General features: G+C 66.9%; 22 protein-coding genes and 1 tRNA gene. 10 read left to right on the top strand and 13 right to left on the bottom strand.

What is annotated here, in order from left to right; genetic code table 11:
- Positions 1-40: 40 nt before the first annotated feature.
- The 9 genes from KNW02_RS00635 to KNW02_RS00595 are packed head-to-tail and all read right to left on the bottom strand — an operon-like array spanning position 41 to position 6,827.
- Complete coding sequence (locus tag KNW02_RS00635; protein ID WP_216031316.1) at positions 41-412, bottom strand: hypothetical protein; 372 nt, start codon at positions 410-412, stop codon at positions 41-43.
- Entirely contained in the window at positions 406-1,467 is a 1,062-nt protein-coding gene (gene flhB / locus KNW02_RS00630; RefSeq protein WP_216031315.1) for a flagellar type III secretion system protein FlhB, read from the bottom strand. The genes KNW02_RS00635 and flhB overlap by 7 nt, the downstream gene beginning before the upstream one ends.
- Positions 1,464-2,219: a flagellar biosynthetic protein FliR gene (locus KNW02_RS00625; RefSeq protein WP_216031314.1), complete on the bottom strand. Its 756-nt coding sequence runs from the start codon at positions 2,217-2,219 to the stop codon at positions 1,464-1,466. Before KNW02_RS00625 ends, flhB begins: the two co-directional genes overlap by 4 nt.
- The gene (locus KNW02_RS00620; protein WP_216031313.1) at positions 2,219-4,315 is read right to left on the bottom strand and encodes a flagellar biosynthesis protein FlhA; all 2,097 of its coding nucleotides are present in this window, start codon (positions 4,313-4,315) and stop codon (positions 2,219-2,221) included. Before KNW02_RS00620 ends, KNW02_RS00625 begins: the two co-directional genes overlap by 1 nt.
- A complete protein-coding gene (locus tag KNW02_RS00615; protein ID WP_216031312.1) occupies positions 4,312-4,590 on the bottom strand; it encodes a hypothetical protein in 279 nt (92 codons plus the stop codon). The genes KNW02_RS00620 and KNW02_RS00615 overlap by 4 nt, the downstream gene beginning before the upstream one ends.
- Positions 4,590-5,456 carry a flagellar motor stator protein MotA gene (gene motA / locus KNW02_RS00610; RefSeq protein ID WP_216031311.1) on the bottom strand — a complete coding sequence of 289 codons (867 nt, stop codon included), beginning with the start codon at positions 5,454-5,456 and terminating at the stop codon, positions 4,590-4,592. Before motA ends, KNW02_RS00615 begins: the two co-directional genes overlap by 1 nt.
- A 12-nt stretch (positions 5,457-5,468) precedes the next feature.
- Positions 5,469-6,011 carry a MotE family protein gene (locus tag KNW02_RS21185; RefSeq protein ID WP_216031310.1) on the bottom strand — a complete coding sequence of 181 codons (543 nt, stop codon included), beginning with the start codon at positions 6,009-6,011 and terminating at the stop codon, positions 5,469-5,471.
- Positions 6,004-6,354, bottom strand: a complete 351-nt coding sequence (locus KNW02_RS00600; protein ID WP_216031309.1) for a hypothetical protein — start codon at positions 6,352-6,354, stop codon at positions 6,004-6,006. Before KNW02_RS00600 ends, KNW02_RS21185 begins: the two co-directional genes overlap by 8 nt.
- Positions 6,351-6,827: a flagellar basal body-associated FliL family protein gene (locus tag KNW02_RS00595; protein ID WP_216031308.1), complete on the bottom strand. Its 477-nt coding sequence runs from the start codon at positions 6,825-6,827 to the stop codon at positions 6,351-6,353. The genes KNW02_RS00600 and KNW02_RS00595 overlap by 4 nt, the downstream gene beginning before the upstream one ends.
- A gap of 116 nt (positions 6,828-6,943) precedes the next feature.
- Here KNW02_RS00595 and fliF point away from each other — a divergent pair, with 116 nt between their 5' ends.
- Genes fliF through fliP form a run of 4 tightly spaced genes read left to right on the top strand, consistent with a single transcriptional unit; the run spans position 6,944 to position 10,057 of the window.
- Positions 6,944-8,524 carry a flagellar basal-body MS-ring/collar protein FliF gene (gene fliF, locus KNW02_RS00590; protein WP_216031307.1) on the top strand — a complete coding sequence of 527 codons (1,581 nt, stop codon included), beginning with the start codon at positions 6,944-6,946 and terminating at the stop codon, positions 8,522-8,524.
- A complete protein-coding gene (locus tag KNW02_RS00585) occupies positions 8,521-9,096 on the top strand; it encodes a hypothetical protein (RefSeq protein ID WP_216031306.1) in 576 nt (191 codons plus the stop codon). Before fliF ends, KNW02_RS00585 begins: the two co-directional genes overlap by 4 nt.
- Positions 9,084-9,341 (top strand): FliM/FliN family flagellar motor switch protein, encoded by a 258-nt coding sequence (locus tag KNW02_RS00580; RefSeq protein ID WP_216031305.1) that lies wholly within the window; start codon positions 9,084-9,086, stop codon positions 9,339-9,341. The genes KNW02_RS00585 and KNW02_RS00580 overlap by 13 nt, the downstream gene beginning before the upstream one ends.
- Positions 9,342-9,376: 35 nt before the next feature.
- The gene (fliP, locus tag KNW02_RS00575) at positions 9,377-10,057 is read left to right on the top strand and encodes a flagellar type III secretion system pore protein FliP (protein ID WP_216031465.1); all 681 of its coding nucleotides are present in this window, start codon (positions 9,377-9,379) and stop codon (positions 10,055-10,057) included.
- 180 nt (positions 10,058-10,237) lie between these two features.
- Here the strand turns inward: fliP and arsC are convergent, their stop codons facing one another.
- Entirely contained in the window at positions 10,238-10,606 is a 369-nt protein-coding gene (gene arsC, locus KNW02_RS00570) for an arsenate reductase (glutaredoxin) (RefSeq protein WP_216031304.1), read from the bottom strand.
- A gap of 6 nt (positions 10,607-10,612) precedes the next feature.
- Positions 10,613-11,128, bottom strand: a complete 516-nt coding sequence (locus KNW02_RS00565) for an Lrp/AsnC family transcriptional regulator (protein ID WP_216031303.1) — start codon at positions 11,126-11,128, stop codon at positions 10,613-10,615.
- A 99-nt stretch (positions 11,129-11,227) separates the two neighbouring features.
- Between KNW02_RS00565 and KNW02_RS00560 the strand changes: the two genes are divergently transcribed.
- The 6 genes from KNW02_RS00560 to KNW02_RS00535 all read left to right on the top strand — a co-directional run bounded on the left by KNW02_RS00560 (position 11,228) and on the right by KNW02_RS00535 (position 17,300).
- Positions 11,228-11,536, top strand: coding sequence for a DUF2849 domain-containing protein (locus KNW02_RS00560; RefSeq protein ID WP_216031302.1), 309 nt, complete (start codon positions 11,228-11,230; stop codon positions 11,534-11,536).
- Entirely contained in the window at positions 11,529-13,187 is a 1,659-nt protein-coding gene (locus KNW02_RS00555) for a nitrite/sulfite reductase (RefSeq protein WP_216031301.1), read from the top strand. Before KNW02_RS00560 ends, KNW02_RS00555 begins: the two co-directional genes overlap by 8 nt.
- Positions 13,180-13,911 carry a phosphoadenylyl-sulfate reductase gene (locus KNW02_RS00550; RefSeq protein ID WP_216031300.1) on the top strand — a complete coding sequence of 244 codons (732 nt, stop codon included), beginning with the start codon at positions 13,180-13,182 and terminating at the stop codon, positions 13,909-13,911. Before KNW02_RS00555 ends, KNW02_RS00550 begins: the two co-directional genes overlap by 8 nt.
- On the top strand, positions 13,908-14,279 hold the full coding sequence (locus KNW02_RS00545; protein ID WP_216031299.1) for a DUF934 domain-containing protein: 372 nt from the start codon (positions 13,908-13,910) through the stop codon (positions 14,277-14,279). The genes KNW02_RS00550 and KNW02_RS00545 overlap by 4 nt, the downstream gene beginning before the upstream one ends.
- Before the next feature lie 52 nt (positions 14,280-14,331).
- Positions 14,332-15,174, top strand: coding sequence for a ferredoxin--NADP reductase (locus tag KNW02_RS00540; RefSeq protein WP_216031298.1), 843 nt, complete (start codon positions 14,332-14,334; stop codon positions 15,172-15,174).
- Positions 15,175-15,368: 194 nt separating this feature from the next.
- Positions 15,369-17,300, top strand: coding sequence for an OmpA family protein (locus tag KNW02_RS00535; RefSeq protein ID WP_216031297.1), 1,932 nt, complete (start codon positions 15,369-15,371; stop codon positions 17,298-17,300).
- Between the two features lie 180 nt (positions 17,301-17,480).
- Here KNW02_RS00535 and KNW02_RS00530 read toward each other — a convergent pair.
- Together KNW02_RS00530 and KNW02_RS00525 are read right to left on the bottom strand one after the other, a co-directional pair.
- Positions 17,481-17,556 (bottom strand) — tRNA-Thr (locus KNW02_RS00530).
- 85 nt (positions 17,557-17,641) lie between these two features.
- The gene (locus tag KNW02_RS00525; protein WP_216031296.1) at positions 17,642-19,327 is read right to left on the bottom strand and encodes a heme biosynthesis protein HemY; all 1,686 of its coding nucleotides are present in this window, start codon (positions 19,325-19,327) and stop codon (positions 17,642-17,644) included.
- Between the last annotated feature and the right edge of the window lie 7 nt (positions 19,328-19,334).

The raw sequence follows: 19,334 nt of genomic DNA, 5'->3' as shown, positions 1-19,334 counted from the left end.
ACCCGCGCCCACCCCTTGCCGGGCAGCAGCACCCAACCTCCTAGAAACGCGTTTTCAACCGCTCGTGCATCTGTCGGCGGGCCAGTTCCAGCAGGACCTCGGCGCGACCGAATTCGCGCGCGGCATCCTTCCGCGCCGCCTCGAAACGGGGCGTCATCCGGGTGATTTCCTGATCGGCCCGTTGCAGCTCCCGGGCGGCCCGGCCGGCCTGGGCATTGGCCATCCGCGCCGCCGCGACATTCAGCGGCGCGGTGCTGCGATAGCTTTGATCGAGTGCTGCCTGCAACGCCTCCGCGCGTTGCCGGGCGGCGGCCATATGGGCGCTGAAGGCCGCGAATTTCTTCAACTCGCGCTCGGCCTTCAACCGGGCGATGCGTTGCAGCGCGGCTAGCTTGCGCGGGTCGGCTACCATCCCGCACGGGCCTTCTCGCGCATCTTTTCGGCAAAGCGGATCGCGGCGGCCACGGCGGCGAAATGATCGTGCCGGATTTCTTCCCCGATCCCGACGGTGGCGTGAATCGCGCGCGCGCAGGGCGGGTCCGACCAGATCGGCACCTTGCTCTCGCGGGCGCGATCCCTGATCCGGGCGGCGACCTCGTCGGTGCCCTTCGCCAGGCAGACCGGTGCCCGGCCGCTGCCGCGCTTCCACTCCAGAGCAACGGCATAATGCGTCGGATTGACGATGATCACATCGGCCCGCGCCACATCGGCCAGCATCTGCTTCATCGCAAGATCGACCGCCCGCTGGCGCCGCGCCGCCTTCAGATGCGGGTCGCCCTCGGCATCCTTGTGTTCATCAAGCATCTCCTTGCGCGTCATCCGGTTCTTGCGACGGTGGTCGAACCATTTCCACAGCATGTCGAGGACCGCGAAAACCGCCGAGACGGCGACCGCCAACAGCAGCACCTGCGCCAGCAGAAACCCCAGTTCCCCGACCCAGGCACCGCCGGTCATGGCACTTCCCGCCAGACGGTCGAGATGGGACGAGAACAGATACCACCCGCCGACGCAGACCAGCGCGGCCTTCCCCAGCGAGATGGCGAAGGTCATCAGCCCCGAGACGCCGAATTTCTGCCCCGCCGTCTTCACCGGATTGATCCGGTTCACGTCGAAGGCCAGCTTCTGCGGCGCAAAGATCAGCGCGCGCTGTGCAATCAGCCCGACGGCGATGGCGAATGTCGGTATCAGGATCAGCCCGATCAGCGCCATCCCGGCATAGCGTCCCAGGGCACCGGCCAGGGCAAAGACGGGCTCGACCGGCCAGCCCTCGGCCCCCATCGCGCGGCTGGCCATGCTGAGCCATTGCTGCACCGCGAAACCCGCCCCGACGGCAAAGGCCAGCCATGCGCCCAGATACATCGCCCCGGCGTTCAGTTCAGTCGATCGCGGAACATCGCCGCGCTCGCGCGCCTTGCGCAGCTTCTGTTCGGTCGCCTCGAAGGGCTTGTCGTCGTTTTCCTCGCTCATCCCGACCTCGGCAGGGTGAAATCAAGCACCGCATCGGCCCAAAGCCCGACCAGCATCGGCGCCAGCAGCGCCAGCGCCGCCAGGGCCAGCAGGATCGATCCGGGCGAGCCGATGAAGACCACCGGCAGTGCCGGCATGACCCGGTTGACCACCCCGGACAGGGCCTGAAACAGGAAACCTCCCAGAGTGAAGGGCGCGGCCAGCATCATCGCCAGCAGGAAACTGTCCGAGACCATTCGCACCGCCGCAGGGGCCAGCATGTCGACAGAGGGCCAGCCGCCGGCCGGCCAGAGCACGAAACTGTCCGCGATCAGTTGCACCAGCATGACCGGAAGCCCCAGGGCCATCAGCACGGCCATGCCGCCCAGATGCAGCATGTTGCCGATCGGATGGGGCGCGGCCTCGTTCTGGACCCCGATGATCTGCGACAGCGAGGCGGTGGCGGCGATCGCAGTGGTCGCTATGTCCAGCGCCAGCGCCAGCAGGCGCAGCAATCCGCCGGCCGCCAGCCCGACGATCATCGCGCCCGCGGCCTGGCCAAGCATCGCAATCGTGCCGTCCGGCGCGGCGACCGGCGCGACCAACCCCGCCAGAAGCGGTGAAACGGCCATCGCCGCCCCGACGCGGACCCGGGCCGGGATCAGCCGTTCCCCAAGCCCCGGCAGGATCAGGATACAGGCCTGCGCCCGAAGATAGACCAGCACCAGGCGCCAATCGAGCCCGGGGACGCGGGCCGCTATCTCATCCCACATCAGGCGGCCTCGATGGTGCCGACCAGATGCAGGTCGACCGCTGGGTCGATCTCTTCCAGCCCCAGCACCGGCACGGCGATCCCGTTCGACCCCAGCACCGCCCGGACCATCCGCCGCCGGTGGTCCGGGGTGACGATGACCGTTCGCAGTCCTGGCTGCAGGATCGCCAGCCCCCGGCGCGTCGCCTCCAGCAGTTTGTGCGACAGAGCCGGCGTCAGCGCCCCGCCCCCGTCGCGGCCCGTCTCGGCATCGGCGCGGACGAACTCGGCCTCCCAGGCCGGATGCAGTTGCAGCGCCGTGACCCTGCCGCTCTCGTCCGAATATTGCTGGGTGATCTGGGCGCGCAGCCGCTTGCGAACCAGTTCGTACACGGTTTCGATCGAGTCGATCCCGCGGAATTCGTAGATCGCGTCGATGATCAGGGGCAGGTTGCGGATCGACAGACGCTCTTCCAGAAGGGCGCGCAGCACCGCAAGCAGGTGCTCGGGGCTGACCTTGTCGGGGATCATGCTGTCCAGATAGCGGCGATTGCGCTCGGCCCGGCCGGGATCGGACAGCGACTTCATCTCGTCCAGCTGCCGCTGCATGGCGGCCAGCGTCATCAGGGCCGAGAGATTGGCCTTCACCACCTCCATCAGATGGGTCGACAGCACCTCCATCGGGGTCACCACGGTCACCCCGGTCAGCACCGCCTCGTCCTGATCGTCGCGCGAGATCCAGCGCGCCGGGCTGGAATAGACCGGCTCGCGCACGCTTGCCCCGGCCAGTTGCTCAAGCAGCCGATCCGGCCCAAGGGCCAAGACCTCGCCGGGCCTGAGCGTGCCGCGGCCACGCACGACGCCATGCACACGGATCCGGTAATCGCCGGGAGGAAGTTCGTCCGTGTCGGTGATCCGCACATCCGGCAGGATCAGCCCATAGCCGCGCGCGATGTGGATCCGCAGGTTGCTGATCCGGCTGCCAAGACCGCGCGCCTGATCCAGCGCCGTCACGATCAGGTCAGAGCCGATCTCGACGCTGATGTCATCGGTATCCAGCACGTCGCCGATCCGGGCCGCCGGTCGCGCTGCGGCTTCGACAGGCGGCGCGTCGTCCGGCACGGCTTCGACCGCCTGCCGGCGCGCGAGGTGCAGGGCGAAGCCCGCCAGGGCCAGGGCCAGCATGATGAACAGCAGGCGCGGCATGCCGGGCACGAAGGACATCAGCGTCATCGCCCCGGCCACGACCGCCGCGGGCCGCCAGTCGCGGGTCAACTGACGCGACATCAGATCGGCGGTCGTATCGGTCGCCCCACCCCGCGACAGAAGCAGCGCCGCGGCCATCGAGGTGATCAGCGCCGGGATCTGGCTGACCAGCCCGTCGCCGATGGTCAGGTGCGAATAGGTCTTCACCGCCTCGCCCATCTCCATGCCGTGGGCGAGGACACCGACACTCAGCCCGATCAGCAGGTTGATCAGCGTGATCACGATGCCGGCCATGGCATCGCCCTTGACGAATTTGGAGGCGCCGTCGAGCGAGCCGAAAAAGCTGATCTCGCGCTGTTCCTGGATGCGGCGGCGCTTAGCCTCCTGATGGTCGATGGCGCCGGCGTTCAGATCGCCGTCGATGGCCAGTTGCTTGCCGGGCAGCGAATCCAGCGCGAATCGCGCGGCCACCTCGGCCATCCGGCCCGAGCCCTTGGTGATGACCATGAAATTCACCACCGAGATCACCGCGAAGACCGTCAGCCCGACCAGCAGCGATCCGCCCGCGACGAAATTCGCAAAACCGTTGATGACCTGCCCCGCCGCCTCGGTGCCGGTATGCCCCTCGGTCAGGATCAGCCGGGTCGAGGACACGTTCAGCGACAGGCGGATGACGAGGCTGACCAGCAGAAGGACGGGAAAGGCCTGGAAATCGGTCGGCCTGTCCACCAGCGAGGCCATGACCAGGACCAGCGTCGCCGTGGCGATGGACAGCGCGATGCCCAGGTCCAGAAGCCCCGGCGGCAGGGGGATGACCAGCGAGATGACGATGAGGACAAGGCCTCCGGTGACCAGCAGCGGCGCGTCCAGCAGCCGACTGGCCTTCGGTCCGACAGCACCGATGGCTTTCATTCGATGCCCTCCTGCGAAGCGACGGCCGGTCTCAGAATGTCCTCAAGGCTCCACGCCGTATCGGTCAGAAGCCCGGCCCGCCGCAGAAACACGATCAGTTGCAGCCGCACCGCCGGCTCCATGCGCAACAGCCGGACCCGATAGTCCGGCGGCAGGCTTTTCCCCTCCAGCACCCAGGCGGATGCCTCGTCCGCAAAGGCGGTCATCTCGGGCGACATGGCGGTTGCGGCATCACCCATCCCCTCCATCAGCAGGAACAGCGTCGGCAGCAACATCACGCGGCCTTCTTCAGGTCTCGCAACGCCGATTCCAGCGTGTCAAAGCTGGGACGGACGTGTTCGGGCACGGCCTGCCGGCCGACCTCGACGCAGAGATTGGTGGCGTGCTGGTGCAGGCCGGCGATCAGCACCGACTTGATGACATCGTAAAAGCCCATGTCCTGCTTGACCACGCCCCCCAGCCGGTTGGCCAGCGGCGCGACAAACCCATAGGCCAGAAACACGCCGAGAAAGGTTCCGACCAGTGCCCCGCCGATCATCTTGCCCAGCACCTCGGGCGGCTGATCGATGGCGCTCATGGTCTTGATGACGCCCAGAACCGCCGCGACGATACCCAGTGCGGGCAGCGCGTCGGCCACGCTTTGCAGCGCGTGCGGGATATGCATCTCCTCCTCGCGCAGGATCGCGATCCGGCGCGCCAGCATTTCCTCGACCTGATAGGGATCGTCATAGTTCAGGCTGATCGAGCGCAGCGTGTCCGAGATCAGCGAGACAACATCGTGATCCGCCAGAAGCCGCGGATAAGCCGCGAAGATCGGCGATTCGCCCGGGTTCTCGATATGCTGTTCCAACGCCACCGGATTTTCGCGCGCGATCTTCAGCAGCTGGAACATCAGACACAGCACGTCCTGATGATCCTGCGCGGTCCAGCGCGGCCCCTTGAACGCGCGGACCAGCCCGCCCGGGGTCGCCTTCAGCACATGGCTGTCATTCGACAGCAGATACGAACCGATCGCCGCACCGGCGATCATCATCATCTCGAAAGGCAGGGCATGGGTGATGACCCCCATCTTGCCGCCCGCCAGAAGATATCCCCCGAACACCATGGCGACGGTCAGGAAAATGCCCACAAAGCCGAACATGCCGATCGCTCCCTATTGTTTGCGGACGCTGCGCGCGCCCATCTGGGCGGTCAGCAACGCCGCCTGACGCGGTTCGACCGAGGCGATGATCCGCGCGCCGGTCTCGGGGCGGACCCGCATCAGGATCTCGGCCGCGAAATCCGCCGGCAGGTTGGTCAGGACCGCCGCCGCCTCGGCGGGCTTCATCTGATCATAGACCGCCACCAGCCGATCGATATCCTGGCGCACCGCCTCGGATGCGGTGTCCCGGCGCAAGCGGGTTCCCCCCTTCTGCGCCTTCAGTTCCGACAGCCGCTGGCGCAGGGTGGTCTCGGCTTCGACCAGTTCCTCCTTGCGGGCGTCGATACTCGCCATATAGCGCTCGATGCGCAGCGCGCGGTCGCGCAGTTCTTCCGCCAGGGCCACGGCTTCGGGAACGTCACCGCATCCCTGCAACAACCCGCTGGGGGCGGCGAATGCGGCAAAGACGCGCGACAGGTCCTGCGACTGCCACAGCATGGCCGCCGCCGGAATCGAGAAGGTCAGAGCCAGCAGCGGCAAGATTGATCTAGACACCGGACACCTCTTTCCGCTTGCGCAGCCGGCGCGGCAGGTTCGCTGCCGGTTCGGTCTGCGCCGCCGCGCCAATACGCTGCCGCAACTCCCACAGCGCCCGTTCCTTGCGTGCCTGCGAAATCTCGGCGGCAAGGCCTTCACTGGCTTCGGTCGCCTCTTCCCGGGCAGAGCGGATCGCCTTTTCAAGGCGGTCCACCTCGGCGGCCATGATGGCGATCGCGCCGCCAAGTCCGGTTTCCAAGTCGTTGAGGCGGCGAAGCCTGCGCGCCAGCATCAGGCAGAAGGCGGCCAGCCCGACCGATGCCACGACCAGCGCGGCCTGGAGGATGGTTTCAATGGTCATCTGATCAGGAACTCCGTGATCAACAGGTCTTTCACGGGCGCTTCGCCCAGCACATATCGGCTCCGGGTCAGCAACTCGCCGCGGATGATCTCAAGCACGCCGCGCTTGTCGTAGGCGCCCGGATCGATACCCGACAGAAAGGTGGCGAAGGCGTCGCTGACACGCGGCATCAGGTGCAGGATCTCGCCCTGCTGCGCCTGATCGGTTTCGATCGAAGTCGACAGCACCAGAACCCGCCCGCGGCCGCCCGGAATATTCAGTTCGATCCGCGGGACATCCACGAACACCACCTCCGGCGCGGCTTCGGCCGCCCCGCGATCCGAGACCGTTTCCAGCAACGCAGCCGGTGACCAGAGGCCCAAGAAGGTCGAGGCGAAACCAGCTGCGCCAAGGACAAGCACGACCAGCAGGGGAACAAGCCTCCGCTTTCCTTTCGGCGGTTCCTGGTCGGGAATTTCGGCTGCTGCGGACATCGTGATTCTCCGTCGTGACAGGACCGAGATAGCAGCTTGCGACTAACCAAATATTAATCGCCGCCGTGTCATCAGGGTCCTGACGAAACAATGACGCTGATTCGAAAGGGCGGGTTTTGCAAAAACTGCAGGACTATTGGACCGAGCGAAGCTCTCGACAGAAGACCATCCTCGCGGCGGCATTTCTTGCCACCTTCCTTGCCGTCGCGGCCTTCGGCTGGCTAGCCAGCCGCCCCGGCATGGCCATGCTTTATGGCGCGCTGGATTCCGCGCAATCGGGCGAGGTCATCGCCGGGATCGAACGCGCGGGGGTGATCTACGAAGTGCGCGGCGACACGATCTGGGTCGATGAGAGGCAGCGCGACCGGCTGCGCATGGAACTGGCCGCGCAAGGCCTGCCGGCCACCGGCAGTGCGGGCTACGAGCTGCTGGACGGCATGTCCGGATTCGGCACCACCTCGCAGATGTTCGACGCCGCCTATTGGCGCGCCAAGGAAGGCGAGTTGGCGCGCACGATCCTCGCGCTGCCGAACGTGCAATCCGCGCGTGTTCACCTGGCCGTCGAGAATGGCCGCGGCTACCGCCGCGATTTCACCGGCAGCGCGTCGGTCACGCTGACCACGAATGGCCAGCAGATCACCCCTGAACAGGCATCGGCCCTGCGCTATCTGGTGTCGTCGGGCGTTCCCGGGATGAAACCCGACAGCGTGACCGTCATCGACAGCCGGCGCGGCATCATCTCGCCCAGCGAGGATGCGGACGGCCTTGACCGCGCCAACGAGATGAAGCGCAATGTCGAGCGCATCCTTGAACCCCATGTCGGCGTCGGCAATGCGATCGTCGAACTGAACCTGGATCTGGTCACCGAGACCGAACTGCTGACCGAACGGCGCTTTGACCCCGATCAGCGCGCGCTGATCTCGCAGGTGACCGAGGAAACCTCGGATCAAAGCAACTCGACCGGCTCGGGCGTCGTGACCGCCGCCTCGAACCTGCCCGATGCAGACGAGGCCCAGGGCGACAGTTCGCAGGCCTCGCGGTCCGAGAACCGCCAGCAGGCCAATTACGAGGTCAGCCAGATCATGCGCGAGGTCTCGCGGCAACCGGGTGCCACCAGGCGTCTGAGCGTCGCGGTGCTGGTGAACGGGGTGGTGGAAACCGATGCCCAGGGCGACGCGCAGCTTGTGCCCCGCCCGGAGGCCGAGCTTGAGACGCTGCGGGAACTGGTCGCAACGGCCGTCGGCTTCGACGAGGCGCGCGGTGACCAGATCACGGTCAAGTCCCTGCCCTTCGCAGCCCTCGGCGAGAATGGTGCCCTTGCACAGCCGGGCCTTCTGGACCGGCTGAGGCTGGATAGCCTGCTGCGCACCCTGCTGGTCGGGCTTTTCGCTCTGGCCATCGTGGCCCTTGTCCTGCGCCCCATGCTGCGCCAGCGCGCGGCGGTGCAGGCGCCACCCGCCGCCTTGCTGGATGACAGCACCCCGGTCCAAGAGGCTGTGACCGGCACGATCGACAGCGACGATCCGGCAGCCGGGCAGGATGCAAGGCTGATCGCGGCCGAGCCGCAACGCCCCGAGCAGCTTTCACTGCCCTCGGCCGATCCGGTGGCCCGCCTGCGCAGCATGATGCGCGACCGGCACGAGGAAAGCGCCAAGATCCTCGGCGGATGGATCAAGAACAAGGAGACTGCGCAATGACCTTTGCCCTGTTCAAGCTGGAATCATTTTCCGCCACCCAGCCCGGCCTTGCGGCCGGCACGGTCTATGGCCCGGATGACCTCGATCAGGCCTATGCCCGGGGCCTCACCGAAGGGCTGGCGCGTCGCGAAGATGAACAGATGCGCAATCTGGCCGCCGGGCTTGAACGCCTCGGCCATGCGCTGATCGACGACAGCGCGCGGCGGGCCGCGTTGCGCGAGGAGGCCGTCACCGCCCTTGCGCCGGTCCTGGATGCGATCGTCGGCAGCCTGACCCCGGCCGGCGAAAGCCAGCGACTGGAAACCGCCTTGCGCGAAGAGCTTTCGCGCCTCGCCCGGCTGGCCACACCCCTGCGCGCCCGCATCGCCTGCGGCCCGCGCCTGCGCGGCCTTGTCGAACGCTGCCTGGCCGCCGAGGGCATCGATGGGGTCGAGGTCGAGGATATCGACAGCGACCGGATCAGCCTGTCGCTTCAGGGCGGCCGCATCGAGCTGTCACCCCGACAGATCACCGAGGACATTCGCGCGCTGCTGGCGGAACTCAAGGAGGACAAGCCGACATGGACACGCTGAAACACCTGATCGATACCGACAACATCATGGTCGAGGTGACCGTCCGGCTGGGCAGGTCCCGGCAGACGGTCGCGCAACTGTCCGTCCTGCGGGCCGACGACGTGCTGATGCTGGATCAGGCGATCGAGGACGGGGTCGAAATCTGCGTGGGCGACAAGGTGATCGCCCGCGGGGAACTGACCGGTGACGGCTCGCCCGACGAACGGCTCTGCGTGCGGATCATCGGCACGACGGAGGCGGTGTGAGGCCGCATATCCTTTTGGTGCTGGTCGGCGCATTGATGCTGCTTCCGGCAGCATCCTTCGCGCAGGCCCTGCCGATCATGGGGGCGGAGGGCGAAGGGCTGGGCCGGAACGCGGTCCTGATCGTCCTGGCGCTGACCGCGCTGTCGCTTGCCCCCGGCATCGCCATCATGGTCACCTGCTTTCCCTTCATCGTCACCGTGCTGTCGATCCTGCGGCAGGCAATCGGCCTGCAGCAGTCGCCGCCCAACATGCTGATCGTCAGCCTGTCGATGTTCCTGACCTGGTTCATCATGGACCCGGTGCTGCGCGATGCCTGGCAAAGCGCCGGCGCCCCGCTGCGCGACGGAACCATCGGCATGAGTGAGGCCTTGCAGCGGGGCATCGTCCCGTTTCAGGCCTTCATGGCCACCCGGACCGACCCGGACACGCTGCTCGGGCTGGCCGAGATCGCGCCCGATCCCACTGCCCCCGCGGATCGGCTGTCGGTGCTGATCCCGGCCTTCATGCTTTCCGAAATCCAGCGGGCCTTCGAGATCGGCTTCCTGATCGCGCTGCCGTTTCTGATCATCGACCTGGTCGTTTCGGCCGTGCTGATGTCGATGGGGATGATGATGGTGCCACCCGTGGTCGTGTCCCTGCCTTTCAAGCTGGCCTTCTTCGTCGTGGTCGACGGCTGGTCGATGATCGCCGGCGCCCTCGTGCGCAGCTATCAATAGCACCGCCGCCCGTGACACCCGCCCGGCCCGCAAGCCCCATGGGTTCAGGACGTCGCGATGGTCGCCCGCGAGGATCCGGCAATTGCAGGCGCGCGCGGCCACTGATGCCAGTTGCCCGGTCAGGACAACAGCGGGCCTGCAGGCGCCGGTCGCGCGAAGTCGCCGGACATTGGCTGCGGTTCAGCCGGCGGCCTCGAGCAGCGCGAAGACCGTCTCCTTCGGCCGGCACAGGCGCGCCCGACCGTCCGGCATGATCACGACAGGCCGTTCGATGACCTCGGGATGGGCCGCCATCGCCGCCACCAGTTCATCCTCGCTTCGGGCCGCACCGCCCAGGTCAAGCTCATCGAAAGCCGGGCTTTTCCGCCGCAGAAGGCCGCGCGCCGGGATCCCCGCGGCGGCCAGTACCGCACGCAGTTCGGCCTCGGACGGCGGGTCCTTCTGATAGTCGCGCACGACTGGCTCAAGGCCACCATCGCGCAGCGCCTGCAGCACGAAGCGCGAGGTCGAGCATTTCGGATTGTGCCAGATGATCCATTCGCCAGCCATGACCCCTTACCTCCCCGCCTCGGCAATCGGCAATGCCGAGGTCGCCTTGATTTCTTCCATGGATAACAATGCCGTCACGTTGTAAATCTTCACCTCCGAGATCAGCGACTGGTAGAACCGGTCATAGGCCCGCGCGTTCCGCACCTGCACCTTCAGGATATAGTCGATATCGCCCGCCAGCCGATGCGCCTCGACCACCTCGGGCCGTTCGCGCAGCGCCTTGAGGAACCTTGCCGCCCAGTCCTTGTCATGCTCGGCCGTGCGGATCAGCACGAAGAAACAGGCCTCCAGACCCAGGGCCTCGGGGTCGAGGATCGCCACCTGCCGGCGGATGACGCCGGCCTCGCGCAGCTTGCGGATCCGGTTCCAGACCGGGGTCTTCGAGGCCCCCACCCGGTCGGCGATCTGGTCCAGCGACAAGGTGGCGTCGGCCTGCAGCAACGCAAGGATTTTCCGGTCCACATCGTCCAGACGGACGGATGTTTGTGCTGCACCTGCATCCTGCGAAACCTGTTCCGACATCGCGCCCCTCATTGCCCGTACATCCTTATTTTCCTGACCCTATCGCAAAATGCCAGAACAAAATTCTATATTAAGCGCAGAAACGAAAGGGCCGATTCCATGAGCAAAGCCTTCATCCCGACGCAAGCCAAACCCGGTGTCATCACCGCCAACGATCTGCGCGAAGGCCATAACATCTGGATGTGCGAGGACGGCTGGACCGCCGATCCGCGCAAGGCCACGCTGTTCGAGGATGAGGCCATCGCCGAACTGGCGCTGCTGCGCGCCATCGGCCAGCAGGACCGCATCGTCGGCCCCTACCTGATCGAGGCGAAGCGCGGCCCCGACGGTCCGCTGCCCACCCATTTCCGCGAAACCTTCCGCCAGCACGGCCCCACCAATTATCTCGCAGAGGCTGCCAATGTTTGACGCCCGCACCAGCCAGGACGACTATCTGCCCCACCGGGTCGCCCAGTTCCGTGCACAGGTTGCCCGCCGCCTTGACGGCAGCCTGACCGAAGAGGAATTCCGCCCGCTGCGGCTGATGAACGGCGTCTATCTGCAGCTGCATTCCTACATGCTGCGCGTGGCCATCCCCTACGGCGCGCTGACCCCCGACCAGCTGCGGATGCTGGGCCATGTCGCCGACCGCTGGGATCGCGGCTACGGCCATTTCACTACCCGCACCAATATCCAGTATCACTGGCACAAGCTGGTCGATATTCCCGATGCACTGGAGGCGCTGGCCTCGGTCGGCATCCATTCGATCCAGACCTCGGGCAACACCATCCGCAACATCACCGCCGACGCCTTTGCCGGTGCCGCGCAGGATGAACTGGAGGATCCCCGCCCCTGGGCCGAGCTGATGCGCCGCTGGTCCACCGACCACCCGGAATTCCAGTTCCTGCCGCGCAAGTTCAAGATCGCGGTGTCGGCCGGTACGCAGGACCGGGCGGTGGTCTCGGCCTATGATATCGGGCTGCGCATCGTCGAGCAGGACGGCCAGCGCGGTTTCCAGGTCTGGATCGGCGGCGGGCTTGGCCGGACGCCCTATCTGGGTCAGGTGGTGCGTGACTTCCTGCCCCAGGCCGATCTGCTGCCCTATCTGGAAGCGATCATCTCGACCTACAACCTGACCGGGCGGCGCGACAACAAGTGGAAGGCGCGGATCAAGATCACCGTGGCCGAGCGCGGCCTCGACGTGATGCGGGCCGAGATCGAGGAGGAATTCACCCGCCGCCGGGCCGAGTTCTCGGGCGTCGATCAGGAGGTGCTGCAGGAACTGCGCGCCCGCTTCGCCGCCCCCGCCTTCCGCAATGCGCCGATCGATGCCTATGACGCCGCCCGCGAGGCCAGCCCCGGCTTCCGGTCCTGGACCGACACCAACCTGCATCCGCACCGCATCGACGGCTATGCCAGCGCCATCATCACGCTGAAGGCGCCGGGCGTGACGCCGGGCGACATGACCTCGGACCAGATGCGTCTGGTGGCCGATCTGGCGGAACGTTTCGGCCATGGCGACATCCGCGTGAACCACGACCAGAACCTGGTCCTGCCGCATCTGCACAAGTCTGACCTGCCCGAGATCTATGCCATCCTGCGCGAGGCCGGGCTTGCCACCGCCAATGCCGGCAAGGTGTCGGACATCATCGCCTGCCCGGGCATGGATTACTGCACGCTGGCTACCGCCCGCTCGATCCCGATCGCCAAGGACATTGCCGCGCATTTCCGCGCCGAGGGGCTGGAAGACGCCATCGGCCAGATGAAGATCCGCATCTCGGGATGCATCAACGCCTGCGGCCATCACCATCTGGGCCATATCGGCATCCTCGGGCTGGATCGCGCGGGCGTCGAGAACTACCAGATCACGCTGGGCGGCGACGGCTACGACATCCCCACCCTTGGCCAGCGCGCCGGTGCGGGCTTCCCGGCCGAAGAGGTCGTGCCGGCCATCGACCGGCTGGTGCGCGCCTATCTGGACGTGCGCGAGGACGAGAACGAGCGCTTCATCGACGCCTATCGCCGCCTCGGCCCCGCGCCCTTCAAGGCCGCGCTCTATCCCGAGGTGGCCAATGCTTGATGGCACGCTGGACGGCCGCGCCGGACGGCTGAACGACCGCTACCGGCATCATGCGGCGATCGACGTGCTGCGCCGCGCCGTCAGCGACCCCGACCTGGGTCGGGTGGCGCTGGTGTCAAGCTTCGGCGCCGAATCGGTGGTGCTGCTGCATATGGTCAGCGTGGTGGCGCCCGGGCTGCCGGTGCTGTTCATCGACACGCAGATGCTGTTTCCCGAGACGCTGGCCTACCAGCGCGAGGTTTCGGCCAGGCTGGGACTGACCGATGTGCGGGTGATCCGCGCCGGCGCGGCCGAGGTCGCGCGGCATGATCCCGACGGCACCCTGCACCAGTTCGACACCGATGCCTGCTGCGACTTCCGCAAGACCGTGCCGCTGGAAAACGCGCTGTCCGAATTCGACGCCTGGATCACCGGCCGCAAACGGTTTCAGGGCGGCCAGCGCACCGAACTGGAATTCTTCGAGCCCGAGCCGCCGCTGCGGCTGCGCGTCAATCCGCTGGCCCATTGGCGGGCCGGGGACGTGCAGGACTACCTGGCCGAGAACAACCTGCCCCGGCATCCACTGGTGGCCAGGGGCTATCCCTCGATCGGCTGTGCGCCCTGCACCTCGCCGGTCAGGCCGGGCGAGGATCCGCGCGCCGGACGCTGGCGCGGCAGCGACAAGACCGAATGCGGCATTCACTTCATTGGCGGGCGCATGGTCCGCGGAAAGGTTCCGGCATGAGCGGCGATATCCTGGTTCGTGACGACGGCTTTCACCCGCTGGATGGCGAGGCCGAGGTCACGCTGACCGCCAACACCGCCGTCGGAGAACTGGCCGATCACCTGCAGCGCGGGCTGGTCGCCATCGAGTTTCCGGCCACCACCGACGGGCGCGGCTTCAGCCTTGCCCGGCGGCTGCGCGGGCTGGGCTATCAGGGCCGGCTGCGCGCCACCGGCAAGCTGATCGCCGATCAATATGCCATGGCCCGGCGCGTGGGCTTCGATGAGGTGCAGATCGGCCCAGAACTGGCCGCCCGCCAGCCGCAGGAGCAATGGCTGGCCCGCGCTGACTGGCGCGACTGGGACCATCGGTCGCGCCTTGCCGGCTGAGCAGGGGTTTCGCTGCACCGCCAAATCGCCTAAGACATTCAGGAATTGAGACATGACGCTGGACCTTACCGTGGCCGACGCCGCCCCGATCACCGCCAAGAAGACCCTGCCCGACGCGCAGACCGTCACCGCCGTCAAGCACTGGACGGACAAGCTGTTTTCCTTCCGCGTGACGCGGCCGGCCTCGCTGCGTTTCCGCTCGGGCGAGTTCGTGATGATCGGCCTGCTGGGTGACAACGGCAAGCCGCTGTTGCGCGCCTATTCCATCGCCTCGCCCAACTGGGACGAAGAGTTGGAATTCTATTCGATCAAGGTGCAGGACGGCCCGCTGACCTCGAAGCTGCAGCATATCCAGCCGGGCGACCAGATCATCCTGCGCCCCAAGCCCGTCGGCACGCTGGTCCTCGACGCGCTTCTGCCCGGCAAGCGGCTGTGGTTCCTGGCCACCGGCACCGGCATCGCGCCCTTCGCCAGCCTGATGCGCGACCCCGAGACCTATGAGCGCTATGAGCAGGTGGTGATGATGCATACCTGCCGCACCGCGGACGAGCTTAATTACGGCCGCGAACTGGTCGAGAACCTGAAGCATGACCCTCTGCTGGGTGAGCTTTACGGCGAGGATTTCGCCAACCGGCTGCTGTATTACCCGACCACCACGCGCGAGGACACGCCGCTGATGGGCCGGATCACCGACAACCTGACCTCGGGCAAGGTGTTCGAGGATCTGGGCCTGCCGCCGATCTCGACCGAAACCGACCGGGCGATGGTCTGTGGCAGTCTGGCCTTCAATATCGACGTGAAGGCGGTGCTGGAGGGCTTCGGCCTGAAAGAGGGCGCGAACTCCGACCCGAAGGAATTCGTGGTCGAGAAGGCCTTCGTCGGCGACGGCGTCTGACGGACGAACCGCGGAATACAAGAACTGGATAAAAGGCGCGGGATCATCTTCCGCGCCTTTTTTGATTTTCGCGCTGGCCCCCGCCATGACGCGACCTCACGAACCGCTCACAGGCTTGTTTGGGAACCCGGCGCCCCGGCGCCTGTTACTCTGGCGCAGCCGCGAATGCGGACCAGCCAGTGAAGGAAAGCCAGATGCGCGGAATCATTCGTAACACCACAGCAGTCGCCGCCTGCCTGTCGATGCTGGCGCCGCAATTCGTGCTGGCGCAGGGCCCCTTGCCCGCCGCCGGCATCGTGGCTCCGGCAGGCGGCCCGAAGCAGGCGGAAACGGGGAGCCGCATTCTGGCGCAGGCCCGGAACCAGAACGACCCGCAAGTGATCGAGGAGGAACGCCGCAAGGCCCGGCGCGCCGCCGAAACGAAGGGTGACCAGAACGGCGGCGACCGACAGCAAGGCCACCGGCCGGCGCAGAAAGCGAAACCGCCGGTCCGGCAGGGACAACCGGCGCCCAAGCAGGCGCAACCCGTCCGACAGGCGCAACCGCAGGGACGCAAGGACGGGGCGCTACAGGCGAATTCTGCCGAACCCGGCCAGCAGGCCAACACGAAGCGGCCGCAGCAACCGGCCCAGAAACCCCAGGCGCAGGGCCAGCAACGACAAGAGCCGCGGCCACATGACGCGGCGCCTCCCCGGCAGCAGCGTCAGGTCCAGAAGGCGCATGTCCCGACACCTGCCGCCGTTCAGCGGGCCAGTTCCGAAACCGCCCGCCTCCGCGCCGGGAACATGGGCGGTCTGAGCCGGATACTGGATCGGGAAATCGCCGCCGGCCTGCCGCAGGAGCGGCTGGCCTGCATTTCGGGCGGGGTCTATCCCTGCCCCCCCGGCGGCCGGCTTGTCACGCCGCGCGGCGTCGTGCTCGAGCGGAATGCCAACGGCCGCTACCTGCTGGCCCCCGCGGGCGCCCAGCTTTATCGCGTGAACGGTGAAGGGCAGATGGTGGCGCGCAACGCCGGGAACGGCGGCCAGAATGGCGGGGCCGCCCGTGACGCGGCCCGGGAAACCCGGGCGGCCAATGCCGCCGCGCTGGATCAGGCCCGCCAGAACCGCAACGTCGTCCGGCAGCAGATCACCGAGGCCAACCGCCGGTCCTCGGCCCAGGATTTTCAGGGCGACCTGCGCGATGCCCTGACCCGGCGGCAGGACCAGCCCCGCGCCGACAGAAAATCCGACGATGACGACAAGCGCGATCTGGCAAAGGCGCTTCTGCTGGGGCTTGGCGCGGTCGCCGTCGGCTCGATGCTGAACAACAACCGTCAGGTCGCGCTCAGCAGCCCCGACCGGGTGGTGGTCACGCGGCCCGATGGCGGTCAGGAGGTGGTCAAGGACGAGGTTGCGCTGCTGAGGCAGCCGGGTTCGACCATCACCACCGAGGATTTCGACGATGGCTCGTCCCGAACCGTCGTCACCCGCCCGGATGGTAGCAAGGTGGTGACGATCCGCGACGCCGATCTGCGGGTGCTGCGGCGGACCCTGATCGCGGCGGATGGGCGCACGACACGGCTGATCGACGACACCGAGGCCGTGCCGCCGGTGGACATCGCAGAACTGCCCGCGCCGGCCCCGGTCCGCGATCTCGATGGCACGATGGACGAGGCCGCGCTGCGCGCGGCGCTGCAGCGGCAACCCGATATCGACCGCCATTTCACGCTGGGCCAGATCCGCAATATCCCCGAAGTCCGGGCGCTGGTCCCGCCGGTCGATATCGACGCGATTACCTTCGACAGCGGCTCGGCGGCGATCAGCCCGCATCAGGCCCGGCAGTTGTCGGCGCTTGGTTCGGTCATCACGGAAGCCGTCACCGGCAACCCGCGGGAGATCTTTCTGATCGAAGGGCATACCGATACCGTCGGCCCCGACGCGATGAACCTGGCACTTTCGGATCGCCGGGCAGAGTCGGTGGCGCTGGCATTGACCGAATATTTCGATGTGCCACCGGAAAACCTGATCGTGCAGGGCTATGGCGAGGAGTATCCGAAAATCCGCGCCGAGGGCGACATTCGCGAAAACCGGCGGGCCTCGGTGCGGCGGATCACCGAATTGCTGCAAACAGCCGAGGCGCAATAGGCCGAACGGGCTTCGATGCCCGGATGTGATCGGGGCCGCGCCGCCGAGATCGGAAAAGCGCGGCTCGCCCCTGCCATGGTCGTTAATGTGCCGGAACCGCAGAAGGGCCGGGCGCAGACAGCCCAGGTCAAAAGCAAGACGGCCAGCCACAAGGGCTGGCCGTCTTGTTTCCGCCGATCCTGGTGCCGGTGAAGGGACTCGAACCCCCGACCCCATCATTACGAATGACGTGCTCTACCAGCTGAGCTACACCGGCATCGGATCGTGCGGCGCCGGATAGCAGGTTCGGCGCAAGAGGGAAAGAGGTCGCGTCGGTTTTTTGCGCCCCTCGCCCGAAGCCGTTACCCCTGCCCTGGTGCCTTCCCGGTCCAGCTTCCGTTCGCCGGAGGCTCGACATCCGGGCGCACCGGCACCGGCTCGGATATGTCCTCGACGGGTCTGGGCCTGGTGGCCGCCCCTGACGCAACCGCGACATAATCCTCTTCCCGCGGCACCATGCCCGGCGCCACATCCGCGATCTCGACCTTGGCGGGCTCGGGTTCTTCGACAGGCTTCGCGTCTACAACGGCATCGGGTTTGGGCGTCGTGGCATCGGCCGATGCACCGGCCACCTCGGGCGCGGCAACGACAGCCTCGGGCTTCGGCGCGCCGACCAGAAGCGGCAGCATCTCGGCCCCCGACACCCCCGACGCCGGAGCAGAGCGACGGGTATCGGGCTCACGCCAGGTCAGCGTGTCGAAGCCATTGCAACTGTCGCAGACCGGCGCCCATTCGGCCATCACGTTATGGCAGTTGTCGCAGACCCATTGCGGCCCGCGCGAGGCGGTCAGGGCCTTGGCCAGCCAGCCCCGCACGACGCTGTCATCGGCGCCCTCGCCGCGCTCGACCGCGGCCATGATCGACAGCGTACGCACCGTCGGATGGGCCTCGGCCAGATCGCCAAGCGCACGCCGGGCACCGGGAAAGTCCTCGGCGGCCAGAAGCAGTTCGGCCTTCAGCAGCCGCGATTCCTCGCTGGAGGGGTTCTTCGCGATCAGCCGCTCGAACCGGGTCAGCCGGGCCGCCGGAGTCTCGTCCGGCACGATCTCGGCATAGGCTGCGGCCACATCGGGATGCGGGCGCACCGACCAGGTCTTTTCCAGCACCCGCGTGGCATTGCGGGTATCCTGCTTCTCGAGATAGCTGCGCGCCGCCAGAACCGAGGCCGGGATCAGGTCGGGCGAGGCCTTGGCGGCCGAAATCGCCGCCTCGCGGGCACTGATCGAATTGCCCGCCGCCAGAACCTCACTGGCCTCCTTCAAGGCCAGAACCGCGTCGCGGCGCAGATGCAGGTCCTGCGGCATATCGCCCTGGCGCCGCTTGTCCTTCAGCAGCTGGCGCGCGCCCTTCCAGTCGCCCTCGCGCATCTCCAGTTGCAGCAGCGTGTCCTGGATTTCCTTGTGGCGCGGCTTCAGGGCATAGGCCTTCTGCGCCAGCAGCAGCGCGGTCGCGGTATCGCCCGACTCCAGCCTTTGCCGCATCAGCCCGCGGATCCCGACAAAGCGGGTCCGGTCATCTTCCAGCAATGTGCGATAGGCTGCCTCGGCCTTGCCGGAATCGCCCGCCGCCTCGGCGGCCTGTGCCGTCAGCACATTGGTGACATGCGGCTTGTCCAGCAATCTGGCGGCCTTGGCGGCCTTGTCGAGTGCCAGCTTGCCCTCGCCCGAGGCTACCGCCAGCATCCCCTCGCCCAGGGCCTCGAAGCCCCTGCGCTCGCGCGAGCGGTCGAAATAGCGGCTGATCGCGGTCTCGTCTCCGGCCAGAAAGCGCAGGAAGGCCAGACCCAGACCCAGCAGCTTGAAGACCACCCAGGCCAGCACCATCAGCACCGCCAGCGCGACGACGGCCTGGATCGGGGTCAGCACATATTCGACGCCGCCATATTCAAGCCGCAGCATCTGGCCGGTTTCCGACAGTTGGATCGCGCCGAGGGCGATGGCCAGAACCACCGCGAAGAAGAACAGGATTTTCAGCAATGACAGAAACATGACCGTC

This window comes from Paracoccus marinaquae (genome assembly GCF_018860165.1).
Lineage (GTDB): Bacteria > Pseudomonadota > Alphaproteobacteria > Rhodobacterales > Rhodobacteraceae > Paracoccus > Paracoccus marinaquae.
This window is presented reverse-complemented; position numbering and strand designations above follow the sequence as displayed.

Coding starts and splice junctions, on each gene's coding strand:
- flhB (WP_216031315.1), bottom strand. CDS start 1,467: ATGAGCGAGGAAAACGACGACAAGCCCTTCGAGGCGACCGAACAGAAG.
- KNW02_RS00545 (WP_216031299.1), top strand. CDS start 13,908: ATGAGCGGCGATATCCTGGTTCGTGACGACGGCTTTCACCCGCTGGAT.
- KNW02_RS00535 (WP_216031297.1), top strand. CDS start 15,369: ATGCGCGGAATCATTCGTAACACCACAGCAGTCGCCGCCTGCCTGTCG.
- KNW02_RS00550 (WP_216031300.1), top strand. CDS start 13,180: ATGCTTGATGGCACGCTGGACGGCCGCGCCGGACGGCTGAACGACCGC.
- arsC (WP_216031304.1), bottom strand. CDS start 10,606: ATGGCTGGCGAATGGATCATCTGGCACAATCCGAAATGCTCGACCTCG.
- KNW02_RS00565 (WP_216031303.1), bottom strand. CDS start 11,128: ATGTCGGAACAGGTTTCGCAGGATGCAGGTGCAGCACAAACATCCGTC.
- KNW02_RS00540 (WP_216031298.1), top strand. CDS start 14,332: ATGACGCTGGACCTTACCGTGGCCGACGCCGCCCCGATCACCGCCAAG.
- KNW02_RS00600 (WP_216031309.1), bottom strand. CDS start 6,354: ATGACCATTGAAACCATCCTCCAGGCCGCGCTGGTCGTGGCATCGGTC.
- KNW02_RS00595 (WP_216031308.1), bottom strand. CDS start 6,827: ATGTCCGCAGCAGCCGAAATTCCCGACCAGGAACCGCCGAAAGGAAAG.
- KNW02_RS00635 (WP_216031316.1), bottom strand. CDS start 412: ATGGTAGCCGACCCGCGCAAGCTAGCCGCGCTGCAACGCATCGCCCGG.
- motA (WP_216031311.1), bottom strand. CDS start 5,456: ATGTTCGGCTTTGTGGGCATTTTCCTGACCGTCGCCATGGTGTTCGGG.
- KNW02_RS00580 (WP_216031305.1), top strand. CDS start 9,084: ATGGACACGCTGAAACACCTGATCGATACCGACAACATCATGGTCGAG.
- KNW02_RS00555 (WP_216031301.1), top strand. CDS start 11,529: ATGTTTGACGCCCGCACCAGCCAGGACGACTATCTGCCCCACCGGGTC.
- KNW02_RS00560 (WP_216031302.1), top strand. CDS start 11,228: ATGAGCAAAGCCTTCATCCCGACGCAAGCCAAACCCGGTGTCATCACC.
- KNW02_RS00615 (WP_216031312.1), bottom strand. CDS start 4,590: ATGTTGCTGCCGACGCTGTTCCTGCTGATGGAGGGGATGGGTGATGCC.
- KNW02_RS00525 (WP_216031296.1), bottom strand. CDS start 19,327: ATGTTTCTGTCATTGCTGAAAATCCTGTTCTTCTTCGCGGTGGTTCTG.
- fliP (WP_216031465.1), top strand. CDS start 9,377: ATGCTGCTTCCGGCAGCATCCTTCGCGCAGGCCCTGCCGATCATGGGG.
- KNW02_RS00585 (WP_216031306.1), top strand. CDS start 8,521: ATGACCTTTGCCCTGTTCAAGCTGGAATCATTTTCCGCCACCCAGCCC.
- KNW02_RS00625 (WP_216031314.1), bottom strand. CDS start 2,219: ATGTGGGATGAGATAGCGGCCCGCGTCCCCGGGCTCGATTGGCGCCTG.
- KNW02_RS00620 (WP_216031313.1), bottom strand. CDS start 4,315: ATGAAAGCCATCGGTGCTGTCGGACCGAAGGCCAGTCGGCTGCTGGAC.